Origin of the sequence: Bacteroides clarus YIT 12056, assembly GCF_900129655.1 — a bacterium.
GTDB lineage: Bacteria > Bacteroidota > Bacteroidia > Bacteroidales > Bacteroidaceae > Bacteroides > Bacteroides clarus.
Map to the genome: position 1 here is coordinate 536,329 of NZ_FQWK01000001.1, position 12,519 is coordinate 548,847.

Consider the following 12,519-nt stretch of genomic DNA (forward strand, 5'->3'; position numbering starts at 1 on the left):
TGTGACTTCTCTATTTCTTAATTTTTAATTCTCAATTTTTAATTTATGAAGACTTATCTTGTAACCGGCGCTGCCGGATTTATCGGAGCTAATTATATAAAGTATATTCTGGCGAAGCACGATGATATAAGAGTTGTGATATTGGACGCCTTGACTTACGCCGGAAATCTGGGTACTGTTGCCAAAGATATTGATGATGAACGTTGTTTTTTCGTTAAAGGCGATATCTGCGACCGCATTCTTGCCGACGAACTGTTTGCGAAATATAAATTCGATTATGTGGTGAACTTTGCAGCAGAAAGCCATGTAGACCGCAGTATCGAGAATCCTCAGCTTTTCCTTATGACTAATATTCTGGGTACTCAGAATCTGCTGGATGCCGCTCGTCGTGCGTGGGTAACGGGAAAGGACGAATCCGGTTATCCTACCTGGCGTAACGGAGTGCGCTATCACCAGGTGTCTACTGACGAAGTTTACGGCTCGCTGGGAGCGGAAGGTTTCTTCACGGAGAATACGCCGCTGTGTCCGCATAGCCCGTACAGTGCGTCTAAGACCAGTGCCGATATGGTGGTGATGGCCTATCATGATACCTATAAAATGCCGGTTACCATTACCCGCTGTTCCAATAACTACGGCCCGTATCACTTCCCGGAAAAACTGATTCCGTTGATTATAAAGAATATCCTCGAAGGTAAGAGTCTTCCGGTATACGGTGACGGCAGCAATGTACGTGACTGGCTGTACGTGGAAGACCATTGCAAAGCCATCGACCTCGTTGTGCGCAAAGGCGTAGAGGGTGAGGTTTATAATGTAGGCGGCCATAACGAAAAGACCAATCTGGAGATTGTGAAACTGACTATCGCCACTATCCGCCGTCTGATGGAAGAAGAACCGAAATATCGCGCAGTCTTGAAAAAACAAGTGAAAGACGCCGACGGACAGATTGACATCAGCTGGATAAACGAAGAGTTGATAACGTTCGTGAAAGACCGTTTAGGTCACGACCAGCGTTATGCCATCGACCCCACCAAGATAACGAACGCCTTAGGCTGGTATCCCGAAACAAAATTTGAAGTCGGTATCGTTAAGACCATCGAATGGTATCTGAATAATCAGGACTGGGTGGAAGAGGTGACCAGCGGCGATTATCAGAAGTACTACGAAAGAATGTACGGAAAGAAATAATAGTTACTGAATAAAGGCAAGGCTCAGCAGCAGGCCAAAGAACAGCATATTACGTGAGGTCTCACCTAATATGCTGTTCAGTTTTTTACCGCTTCGTATTGCTGCCATTTTACGCCATGTCAGTACGTGCAGGTACAGGTAGACACAGGGAGCCCAAATGAAGGCAAGCGGTTCTATTTTATCGTTGTAAACAAACCACAGGCTGAGCAAGGCGGCTGCTATGCCTAATCCCAGATACAGGTAACGGCCGAAAGGTTCGCCGAAGCGGACAATCAGTGTGCGCTTGCCGCTGAGAGCATCCTGTTCCCGGTCGCGGTAGTTGTTTACGACCAGTAAGGTGTCTATTACCAGGCCGCAGATGAGCGAGGCTACCCATACGTCGGCCGTAATGATATGGGCCTGTACGTAGTAAGTTCCGCCTACGGGGATGAAGCCGAAGAAAACCAATACGAGTAGGTCGCCCCATCCTTGATAGGAGAGGATGGTGGTATATAAGAATGCGAATATTACGCAGAGCAGCCCTAACAGTATCAGTTCCCAGCCGCCGTGGGGTAAGCGTCCCCAACATTGTTGCAGCAGGGCGCAACCCATGAGGCAGGAGAATATAAGCGTTCCTGCTATTCCCCGTTTCATGGCTATGGGGGTAATCCAGCCCTGTGCACAGGCGCGTTCAGGGCCGAGGCGGTCTGCACGGTCGCTGCCTTTCAGATAATCGTAAAGGTCGTTGATAAAGTTGGCGGCAATCTGCATGCCGCAGGCGAACAATACGCATAGCAGTGCCGGTATGATGTCGAATTTTCCATCGGCGAATGCCAGGGAAGAGCCTATCAGTACGGGAATGACGGCTCCCGTCAATGTCTTGGGACGGGCGGCGAGTATCCATGCGTAGAACGAGTTGGTCGTTATTGCTTTCATGTTGTTCTTTTAGAAAGTTATACCACAAAGATAGTTAAAGGATTTGTTATCTTTGCACTACTGTTCGGGTAAAATTATTCATTGTATCAAACAATAAAGATAAGTCCATGGGTCAGGTGTTGTGTTATAGAGGGTGTAAGAGCCTGTTGTTTTTTTCTGTTTTGGGATTGCTGTTCTTTTCTTCGTGTCGGTCTACGCAGAGTTTTACCTCACCTCTCCCTGAAGAGTATTCCATTCGGATGTCCAAGTCTTCGGCATCCGGATATAAGAATGTGAAGCGTGTCAGGAAGTATGAGTTTACACACCGTGATGTACCTGCCGCGTTCGACGGATGCAGGCTGGGGTTTGTTTCCGATTTGCATTACCGGAGTTTGCTGAAGGAGAAAGGATTGAGGGATATAACCCGCCTGCTGAATAATTTGCGTCTCGATGCTCTGCTGATAGGCGGTGATTTGCATGAAGGTTGTGAGTATGTTCCGGATGTCATTGCGGCATTGGGAGTTGTGAAAACACCTTTGGGGACTTATGCTGTTCTTGGAAACAATGATTATGAAGCTTGTTATCATGATATCCTGAAGGAAATGGAACGTCAAGGTATTCACTTACTGGAGCATAAAGCCGATACTCTGAAACGAAACGGTGGGCGGATTGTGATAGCCGGAGTACGCAATCCTTTCAACCTCGGACAGAACGGGCAGTCGCCTACGCTTTCGCTCTCTCCCGATGACTTCGTTATATTGCTTTCGCATACTCCCGACTATGCCGAGGATGTTCCTGTTACCAATACCGACCTCGTGCTTGCCGGACATACGCATGGCGGACAGGTTACTTTATTCGGACTGTATGCTCCTGTCATTCCGTCTCGTTACGGGCAGCGTTTCCTTACCGGGTTGAGGTATAACTCAAATAATACGCCGATTATCATTACTAATGGTATCGGTACGTCCCGTAAGAACGTACGTTTGTTTGCGCCGAGCGAGGTGGTGGTGATAACGCTGCGGCGGTTTGTTAATATAGAACACACCATGCATTATGAGTGAATACACGGTGTGTTTATTTAGTAATCGTATTCTAAACTGAAATCGTCTACATAAAGTAAAGCTCCAGGTCCACCTACAAAGAAATCACCAAATTTACTGGCAGAGCAAACGAGAACTAAATAAGTAGGAACCCGACTTGTGTCCCGATAGTCCAAAGTCAGTTCGAATGACTTATATTCTGTGACTGTCTCGCCACTATAAAATTCTGCATAGGCAATGACACCCGGATCATTCTTGTTGAATACAGATAAATCAGAGGGTTTGGTACGTATCTCTAAAGGTTCTTTCCAATCTGTCAGCGCTATATAGATAGCACAAGTGTCCGGCTTTTCTTTCAAATGTTCATATCCGGAAGATACATAAGATATTGGGGCTGTAGAGTATTTGTAATGTCCTTTTAGTTTGGTCGGCCGAGCTGTAAAAGGTTTCCCGAAATCAAGTACTCCATTCGTTCCTTCAGTTCTGATATATTCTCCAATGAATAAATTACCGGCAGCAAACTTGCCAATACTGCCGAGACCTATAAATTTGGATTCAAGTCTGGCCGCTTTTCCTTTACCATTCCAAGTGTCATCAGTCGGTTGAGTGTTACTATCTCCCATTGTAGTGGCGCCTTTATTTCCAGTATCCCAAATAGGAGTACCGTTTATAGCCCAAGGATTCCAAACTTTATCTACTTGATGCCATTCGTCGAAAGAACCGCCCGGCAGTGTAACGGGTTCACTTGTAGTAAAAGATACTTCTTCTCCGTAGTCACTACCCGAATAAGCACGGTAAACATAGGTTGTGTTAGACTTCAATCCTGAAAGACGTGCAGTTAATTCTCCGTCATCGTCGTTTACATTTTCGGCTGCTACGACCTTCCATTCTGAAGAATCTGCAGGTTTATATTCAAATCCATTGTTGGCGCCTTCTTCACCATTACCATGAAGCCATGCCACATTGACCCATGCGTCAGCTTCGCCGGTTGCCACACTTTTATCACTTCTAGATATGGAGATAGTCCATTTCTCTTCAATGTCATGGTAGCGTACTATCACGGTCTTTGGAAAAGAAAAATCAAGGGCAGTGTTTAATGGAATCTCTACCTCGTTTCCTGATGGATCTAAGAAAGTCTGGGTTGAGATTTCGGCCGGACCTAATTTGATATCTGATATATATACGTTCTTTTGGCTGGCCATTTTAGCAACTTCGGCAGTGATTTCATGTGTCTTGCTATTGATTTTAGGTTTACCGAACTGATTCTTGATTGTCAATTTTCTTTCAATTGTCTGACTTGCTTGGATTGTCCATTCATAGTCTTGATATAAAGATATAGTATACTTCTTGGGTGAAGATAAGTCAATAACTGTTGCAGAGTCCAATGGAGCTTCTACACCTTCGGTCACCTTACACTGTTTGACTACTACCTCTTTTAAATTGATAGTCTCTTTTAACGGTACAGTGACAGTACGAGTTACCTTATCGATAATTGTACTTCCTTCCTGTCCTTCTACTTCAAATGTAAGTATCTGAAGTGAGATGACCGGGTAGGGAATATCATTGCTGATACAGGAAATATTGATTTGCATACAAGATAGGAAACAAATCAATATGAGGCTGATATTTAGAATTCTTCTCTTCATAATTATAAATATGCAACAATACCTATGCTTATATTCAGTATATTAATTTTAAAATTCGCTCCACTTGATTTTCTCCAACCGGAACTTTCTCCATTGGTGGTTTGATTTTCTTCCCTATATTTGAATCCTGCCACTCCGAATGAAAGTTCTGCACTGATATTCTCCATAATAAATACTGTAGCTCCCGGATTTAATCCGATGTGTACTTCACGAATACGTGTTTGGGTATCTTTAAAATTTTCTTCACTACCACGTTTGTAACGTGAACTGCCTGTGTTGAATGAGAGAGAGGTTTCATTGAAAAGTCCAAAACGTTTTCCCCTGTCCAGCCCTACGTATGAACGGTAGAAAACGGTGGTACTTAGCAAGTGCTCGTCAAAAGACATGTTTTTTAATGAGAAGCTTAAGTCATCATCTATATCCAAACTTATATTCCCTAAATTGGCGTATACGTTTTGGTATCCAAATTTAATACCGATACAAATGTTTTCTTTAATGAAGTAGCCAACAAAAGGATTGATCGTGAATAACTTCGCTTTACAATCAAAATCTTTCAATAGTGATAAGAATTGAGTATCTTCACTGTCGTATCCGGCATAGGATACGGTTAAGCCAGTCATCCATGTTTTTCGTTTCACGAACAAATGGTTCACAATTCCTCTGTCGAACCTTCCTAAAAATCTCTTTTCAGAGATTGTATCTGATACATTGGTTATCTTATGGTCATCTGCTATCCTTAAAGTGTCGGTTTGAGCATATAAAGGAAAAGCAAGACAGACTAGGCAAGTGCAACACAATATTCTGATATATGTATTCATTGGCTGTATTCTTATAAATAAAAAGCAATCCCCATTCCAATAGAGAATATATTGATTCTAAAATTGATGGAACTGGAAGATTGATTAGCGATATGTATCTGATCAGTTACCTGACGGGTATGCCCATAATTGAGACCTAATACACCAATATTCACTTCTACTGCCGTATAATTGTTTATGAAAGCTACTAATCCCGGAGCTACTCCTAACTCTACACTGTACTTTTTACTGAATGTACCGGTAAGATCATCTCCTTTACCATTTATGAATTTAGACTGTCCGCCTTCAAACGTTAGCTGGGTTTCTGCAAATAAAGCGAATCGTCTGCTGTTACCCAGGCTGATATAATTTCTAAACATAGCCATACCGGAATAACTGTGGCTCAAAGAATAAACATCGTTCAAGTTAAAACTTAGGTCTTCACCTATTTCCAAATCCATCTGGTTGATTTTGGTCAGCGAACGTTTATAACCGAAACGTCCGCCTGCAGCCATATTATCTGCAAAAGCATAACATAATAATGGACTGATTTTGAAAGTGTATCCATCTCCAGACACAGATTCTATTACAAGAAAATTATAATCTTTCTGTTCGGACTGTGAATAAGAGATTGAACTGCCCACGATCCATTGACCTTTGGGTACAAACTTATGCATCGTTATATTTCTCATTCCCTGAGCATTTATTGTCGGAATTATGCTACATAGCAGGCTAATGAGAAATATAAACTTTATTATTAGTTTAATCATTATTATAAATCAATTCTAAGTCGTCTAACCATAATGTACTACCGGTACCACCGGTAAAGTAATCACCGTATCGGCTGGAAGTTGCTACCAGAATGATATATTTGGCTTTACGATTTGTATCTTTGTATTTTAACTCTATTTCAAAAGGTATCATACCATCCCCCTCTGTTGCTTCCGGGAAAATAATCTCTCCATAGGCAATGACATTTGGCCCTGTTTTGTCGAAAAACTTTTTAGCAGAAGTGTCTACCAGAAATGGAACATTATTGTCACCGGTTCCGTCTTCCGGCCAGTCACCAATAGCTACATAAACATATCCGTTGTCCATATCGCCTTTTTTTACATAATCTAAATCGGAATAGTTTATGGCAACGGGATTGTATTTGGCATATCCTACTAATTTATCCGGGCGGGCAGCGTGTGGACGCCCAAAACCTATTTGCGCACCGCTTGTTCCGATAGTTTTGATATATTTGCCCACAAAGGCATTACCAGCTGCAAATTTGCCGATAGAACCTAAACCGACAAAGGCGGATTTCATCTTGATAGAACGTGTGCCGGTTGTTCCCGGTGCTCTCAACGACTCGTCATAAGTAGTGACATTATCGTTAGCAGACAGGGTTGTGGACCCCCAGTTACCACTATCCCAATACATATCGTCTCCACTTTTGTATAAGAGTAGGGGCTTGTCCGGTTGCGACCAATCCTCAAAGCTGGAGTTCTTAAGTTGGATTGTTCGTTCCGTGGTGAATGTATAGGTTGGCGATTCACTGCTTTGACCTGAGCACCATGCTCGATATTCGTAAGTTGTACCAGGGGTAAGTCCTATGATAAGTGCGGACATTTTACTTTGGTTGTTTTCTTCAATTGTGGCAACAGCTTTATCCCATTCATTTTCACTGCCTAATACTCTATATTCAAAAGCCAAATCTTTTGATTCCGCTGCGTCATAGGCCGTTTTGTTGACATTTGCTTCTACTGTAACTCTATGTGCCCAAACGGCATAGTCATTTACCAATTCTGTGGTTACAATAGCATTCGATACTAAAATACGTAAATTTGCCGTACGATATTTACCATTGGCATCGGTTGCTTTTATAACTACCAGATAATCTCCCCCTTTGTCTTCTTCTCCTTCTTTTTTTGCGAAAGCGGCAAAAAATGCAGCCTTAAAAGTCATTTTAACAATAGAGTTGGTAGTCTCTTCGTCATAGTAATTTGCAAAAGTAACCTTATCTTTGATAGTTTCTTTGACATTATCCGCCATCGTCAGTACGTCAATAGAGCTTGATTTTAAGCCTACCTTTGAAATAAATTCCGGGCATGTTAGTGTTAAACTTTTAAGTTCCGAGGTAGTAAGAACAAATACGTCTACATCTTTTCCGGAATCGTCAAGAGCAAAGTTAACAGGGTCATTTAAGGAGTGAAAAACACCATTTTCATATCGTTCTATACGAGGTTGCCGGCTAATCCCTATATTCCATGCTTTTAACATAGGCTCTTCGGCTACATTCAAGGTTATGGCCATACCGCCATCTTGTGGGTCTAATTCTTCGTAATCAAAAGTCAGAGTATATTTGGTAGATATTTTTATATCTTTCAATGTGCCTTCTTTAGTGTAGGAAATATCATCTACTGTCACTGCTTCGACTTTCCAGTCCAGTTCTGTTTCTCCTGTAGGAAGCATAAAATAACCAGTCAGTTCCGGATGCTCTTTGTCAAATTCCAAAGCTCCTCTTGACATGGATACGGTTACTTTACTGCTTTTAAACTTTGCAGCAGCTACTTCTGTATAAGCTGTGGTTACCACAGTGTTCTGTACATAGAGAGGAAGAGTAATGGGGGTCGTTTGATTTCGTTTAATCTCAAAGTCCATAGAACCACTATAATAAGGTGCATCATATGCCGCATCTACTTTGATGCCGGCTGACCCGCTTATTGTATACATGCCTGTGACTAATTCTAGACTTGAAGGTACAGTGCTGATTCCTTCGTACTCCCGGATTAGTTTACTATCGCTATTACGAAGTTTGACGACACAGCCGTTATTGAGTTCATCAAGCGTTGGCAGAGTGCGGGTAGTAGAAGGAACACTTGCCCCCATCTTAACCGATAAGGCTAAAATTCCATTGCCGTTCAATTCTTCTTCACTACAAGAAGTCAGACAGCATAGAACGCATAATAAGATATATAAAAATAGCTTTTTCATATTTTATTAGTTGCCGGTAATCAATGTCAACGTTTCTTCTGTTACCACGTTGTTTTGATCAACTGCTTTGATTATGAACTTGTGCGTACCGGAACCTAAACCGGCAAGCAATGGAACGAAAGTTGTAATATTGAATTCTAATGATTTCTGTCCGATTACCTGATCTGCAACAGGGAATCCTAAACTACCTAATCCTTCTTGCAATTCTTCCGGATAAGCAAGATCAAAGCTCTTTTTCAAGCCTACTCCGGCCAATTCGTCTTCGGTAAGAACTTCCGAGTCAATCGTCACATACAAATGTGTCAAACGATTAGAAGCAGTAATATCCACTACACACGTCAGTTGGCCACTGGAAGGAACTTTTTGGGCTTCTTTTATATCAAAACCACGCCCTGTAATAGTAGGCTTAGTTTTATCTTCTTCTTCATCTTCATCATCAGGGATTGTTTCCTCACCAGCTATGATGTTATAATTTTTATCAATAATTGTCACACTTAAATCTACTTTCATTTTTAAAGATACCAAACCGGAATCTTCGATAACATCTTCACTCACATTTGTTAATGTAAAGTTAATGTTCACTGCACTGCCTGATGTCGCAGAGTATGTTTTAGTAAAGTTTTCTTTATAGGTATCCACTGTACCGTCAAAGATTACATAGACCACTGTAATTTCACCTTTTGCAGGTGCAAAATAGATAGGATTGTTGATGGCCTCTTCAATATCTGAATAAGTATGGGAGTTCTCTCCAACAACTATGGTAACGGTAACATCTGTCCCCAAAAATTTTTTAAGGGCTTCATCGAAAGTAACCACCGCTTTTATGTTTTTCATTTCACATGTAATCGGTTTTACTTCTGTAATAGCACTTGGCTTAATACTGAAGACTTCCGAAGTCCCTTCAAAATATGCTTTCGTATCCACCTGTTTTAATTGATGGGACATTGCTTTGATATAATAATCACCGGATAATACACTGATTAAGTCCGGCATATCTTTATAAGTCCATGATTCTACTAAACTATTGTCTTTTGTGTATAATGAAACAATGTATTCATCGGTATTTGTAACAGAACGTGCTGTAGGAGCTTCTGTTACTTGTACGTTTAAAAGTTCTTTTAAACGTATATCCACCATTTGAGGATCGCCTCCTTCTGTATATTCTACTTTTTCTCTATCACATGCAATAAAACTGATTAGAATACAGCATAAATAAAAAAAGGTGTATAGTTTCTTCATATCTATATAATTAATAGATTAATTCAATATCGTCAATATATAATTCGGAGCCGGTAACACAGGCTTGAGCTTTGCTTTCTGGGCTTGTAACACTTGGATTATCAATTTTTTCTTCGCTCGTTAACCAATCTTTTCCACCAATAGAAGAACAAAACATTATACATATATTATCTGGTTTTTCACATCCTACTGATGGGTATTGGATATCAAGAGTTTTTGTTAATATATTAGCTGTTTCATCCAAATCTAATTCAAGATATTCTTTATCCTTTAATATACTTTTAGAACCTTTCCGTAGCATAATTCTTACATATCCTTTGTCGGTGGTAAGCCCACTTGTTTTGGATGTATATTTGTATTTAAATTTTAATTGAGAAGGACGATTAAAGAAAGGATATCCTTCATTTACTATATCTTTTTCGTTTTGATATGAATAAGAACCTAAAAATAATCGACCTGCAGATTGTTGTAAGGTTATTGATGGAGTATTTAATTGTTCAAATCCAGGAAAACTGGCATAACATTCGTTTTTATTTATAAAATATCCAATACTACCTAATGGGGAAATATCGCCTCCTACTCCACTCCAACTTACATTCCTTATTCTTACATATGTGTTATCATCAATTATGACTTTATCTGTAGAGGGTACAATATACCAAGTATTAACAGCATTTCCTGTTAAATTTGGCATTGTTTTTTCATTTACATTTTCCCATGCTACAGGCGTATTTACACTTAATGTTGTTTTTTGATATTCTTCTGTTGTTGTATATCCAGAAAAATCGAATCCAGCTCCTCGTTTTGCCCATGGGCCACCTTTATTTATAGTTGTCCCGTTGTAACGTCCAGAAGTCCATTCGTTAAATGTTGGATTGGGCAACTGTATTTTTGCTTCTGTTAGTAAGGAGTATTCTACATTATTTGTAACCTCTCCACCTTCATTGCATATTCCGACTATGGTATATGTAACTCCAGGTTCTAATCCACTCCACAAGTATGTATTTCCTTTTCGCGTAGTTGATATTTCAGAACCGTTGTATGTCAATTTTAAATATTTCAGTACTGCATTTTGAGCTTCTACTGTGTTAGCTTTTACCTGTAAAGTTGCTTTCCGTGCCCAGATGTCATTCTCATCAGCCGTAATAGTAAATTCTGGTATATGGTAGCTCAATGTCTGTTCTTCAGAAATTTTACTACCATATCGTGCGCGTACTACTAAGTTTCTATGTATTTCGGGCAACTTCTTGATTTTTACTTTATGTTTTTTGACCTCTTCTGTATTATCGCTTACCCATTCGGTGGTAGCTTTTACCCATTCGCTCGCTTCATTTTTGTATTCAAAGATAACATTATTAACATCCTGTTCTCCTGTAATGCCGGATGTTAAGAGGTTAATTTCTGCTTCGGCTTCAGTGCTTCCAATAAGTACCGTTTTGGCAATTGCAGGGAATGAGAATTGATTGCTTTGCAAAGTAGTAGTAAAGGAGAGTTCCGTTTCATGTACTACACCTCGTTTATCCACTGCACGTAGGGTAAACTTACTGGATTCGTCATTATCTCCGGTACATACCATATTCATTATTAATTGTGTAAAGTCAATCAATGCCAACCGTTCTATCTTTCCATCCTCCAGTCCGAGAAGACGTAGTCCTTTGTCTACTACTTTCTGTTTCATCGCTTTGGCGGCATCACTTGTAGGCACAAGCTTCACTAAACCATCTATTCCTACTGGTTCAGAATTCAAATAAGGAGATTCTATAAGTAAATCACACTCTCTGATACCTGCACGGGCATTTAAAGTAACTTTCATTGATTCCGGTTGAGAACCTTCACGTAAGGTAATAGTTTGACCGTTATCAAAACCTTGCGCAGTAAATTCCGGAGCTTTTAAATTGAGCGATGCGTCCGAAATATCTATTGTTACAACCTCTTCGGATTTGACGGTATTATAGGTAATGTTCAATGTTCCACTTCCCGTATCACCACCATTTACATCGACTTGAATAATGTAGTGCTGGCGTGCTTCGGTCTCATCAATATCCAGTAGTCTTAAAGTTTGTCCTATACCATTTTGTTTTTTTACTTTTGCTTCAAGTTGTAAACTGCCGGGCTTTAAATAGACAGGACGTTGGTCGTCTTTTGCAATATCAATAGTTGTGCCGGTGTTTGAACGGGCCTGCATCTCAAATGTTGTAAAATACTTTTGAACAGCTTCTGAACAAATCACGGTAAGCTGTACATTGGCTATGTAGCAGGTGATGTCAGCAGTGGTATTCTGATTCTCAAGGATCTGGATATTTGTACTTCCTTCATAGTAGGCAGCATTAAAACCTTCTTTCTTTTCGTCACCATAGTAGGCCTTCAGCGTGTAATTGCCAATAGCTATTTTCTCTCCTTCTTTAAAGTCTGCATAAGAATCCCAATGCTTCACTTCTGCCTTTTCATTGGATAAAGATAATGAAAATGATGACGCTTCCGGTACTTCTTCCATACGGGTGGTCGTAATAGCCGATTGCTTATCGGATTGACCGCGTGTATCGGATGAACTGCCTACTTCTATCATGCTTGGATTAGCGGATAGTTGTATGTTCATTGTGCCATAACCTGTAGCATGTCTTTCGTCTTGTTCGCATCCCGCGAATAAAACTGATATTATGACAAACAGAGTTAAAATAGTTGTGTATTTTTTGCCCATTGACAATACTTAATTATCTTTTTTACCTATTAAAACTTGAA

9 protein-coding genes are annotated in these 12,519 nt (G+C 40.4%); 2 read left to right on the forward strand and 7 right to left on the reverse strand.

Features of this window, described 5'->3' with window-relative positions:
- The first annotated feature begins 45 nt into the window (after positions 1 to 45).
- A complete protein-coding gene (gene rfbB / locus BUB52_RS01970; RefSeq protein ID WP_009123237.1) occupies positions 46 to 1,185 on the forward strand; it encodes a dTDP-glucose 4,6-dehydratase in 1,140 nt (379 codons plus the stop codon).
- Positions 1,186 to 1,188: 3 nt separating this feature from the next.
- Here the strand turns inward: rfbB and menA are convergent, their stop codons facing one another.
- Positions 1,189 to 2,100, reverse strand: coding sequence for a 1,4-dihydroxy-2-naphthoate octaprenyltransferase (gene menA / locus BUB52_RS01975; protein ID WP_009123238.1), 912 nt, complete (start codon positions 2,098 to 2,100; stop codon positions 1,189 to 1,191).
- Positions 2,101 to 2,207: 107 nt separating this feature from the next.
- Here menA and BUB52_RS01980 point away from each other — a divergent pair, with 107 nt between their 5' ends.
- On the forward strand, positions 2,208 to 3,140 hold the full coding sequence (locus tag BUB52_RS01980; protein ID WP_083554533.1) for a metallophosphoesterase: 933 nt from the start codon (positions 2,208 to 2,210) through the stop codon (positions 3,138 to 3,140).
- 17 nt (positions 3,141 to 3,157) lie between these two features.
- Here the strand turns inward: BUB52_RS01980 and BUB52_RS01985 are convergent, their stop codons facing one another.
- From BUB52_RS01985 to BUB52_RS02010, 6 genes are read right to left on the reverse strand one after another with little or no spacing between them, the layout of a single operon-like run.
- Positions 3,158 to 4,765 (reverse strand): PCMD domain-containing protein, encoded by a 1,608-nt coding sequence (locus BUB52_RS01985; protein ID WP_039951128.1) that lies wholly within the window; start codon positions 4,763 to 4,765, stop codon positions 3,158 to 3,160.
- Between the two features lie 2 nt (positions 4,766 to 4,767).
- Positions 4,768 to 5,583 (reverse strand): outer membrane beta-barrel protein, encoded by an 816-nt coding sequence (locus tag BUB52_RS01990; protein WP_009123241.1) that lies wholly within the window; start codon positions 5,581 to 5,583, stop codon positions 4,768 to 4,770.
- Between the two features lie 11 nt (positions 5,584 to 5,594).
- Positions 5,595 to 6,332, reverse strand: coding sequence for a hypothetical protein (locus BUB52_RS01995; RefSeq protein WP_009123242.1), 738 nt, complete (start codon positions 6,330 to 6,332; stop codon positions 5,595 to 5,597).
- The gene (locus BUB52_RS02000; protein WP_083554534.1) at positions 6,325 to 8,541 is read right to left on the reverse strand and encodes a DUF4493 domain-containing protein; all 2,217 of its coding nucleotides are present in this window, start codon (positions 8,539 to 8,541) and stop codon (positions 6,325 to 6,327) included. The genes BUB52_RS01995 and BUB52_RS02000 overlap by 8 nt, the downstream gene beginning before the upstream one ends.
- Before the next feature lie 6 nt (positions 8,542 to 8,547).
- Positions 8,548 to 9,780 (reverse strand): DUF4493 domain-containing protein, encoded by a 1,233-nt coding sequence (locus BUB52_RS02005; RefSeq protein ID WP_009123244.1) that lies wholly within the window; start codon positions 9,778 to 9,780, stop codon positions 8,548 to 8,550.
- Between the two features lie 10 nt (positions 9,781 to 9,790).
- Positions 9,791 to 12,478, reverse strand: a complete 2,688-nt coding sequence (locus BUB52_RS02010; protein ID WP_009123245.1) for a DUF4493 domain-containing protein — start codon at positions 12,476 to 12,478, stop codon at positions 9,791 to 9,793.
- Positions 12,479 to 12,519 lie beyond the last annotated feature (41 nt).

Bases quoted from the DNA above. Each gene is read 5' to 3' on its own strand.
- BUB52_RS01985 (WP_039951128.1), bottom strand. From the start codon at position 4,765: ATGAAGAGAAGAATTCTAAATATCAGCCTCATATTGATTTGTTTCCTA.
- BUB52_RS02010 (WP_009123245.1), bottom strand. From the start codon at position 12,478: ATGGGCAAAAAATACACAACTATTTTAACTCTGTTTGTCATAATATCA.
- BUB52_RS02005 (WP_009123244.1), bottom strand. From the start codon at position 9,780: ATGAAGAAACTATACACCTTTTTTTATTTATGCTGTATTCTAATCAGT.
- BUB52_RS02000 (WP_083554534.1), bottom strand. From the start codon at position 8,541: ATGAAAAAGCTATTTTTATATATCTTATTATGCGTTCTATGCTGTCTG.
- BUB52_RS01995 (WP_009123242.1), bottom strand. From the start codon at position 6,332: ATGATTAAACTAATAATAAAGTTTATATTTCTCATTAGCCTGCTATGT.
- BUB52_RS01980 (WP_083554533.1), top strand. From the start codon at position 2,208: ATGGGTCAGGTGTTGTGTTATAGAGGGTGTAAGAGCCTGTTGTTTTTT.
- rfbB (WP_009123237.1), top strand. From the start codon at position 46: ATGAAGACTTATCTTGTAACCGGCGCTGCCGGATTTATCGGAGCTAAT.
- menA (WP_009123238.1), bottom strand. From the start codon at position 2,100: ATGAAAGCAATAACGACCAACTCGTTCTACGCATGGATACTCGCCGCC.
- BUB52_RS01990 (WP_009123241.1), bottom strand. From the start codon at position 5,583: ATGAATACATATATCAGAATATTGTGTTGCACTTGCCTAGTCTGTCTT.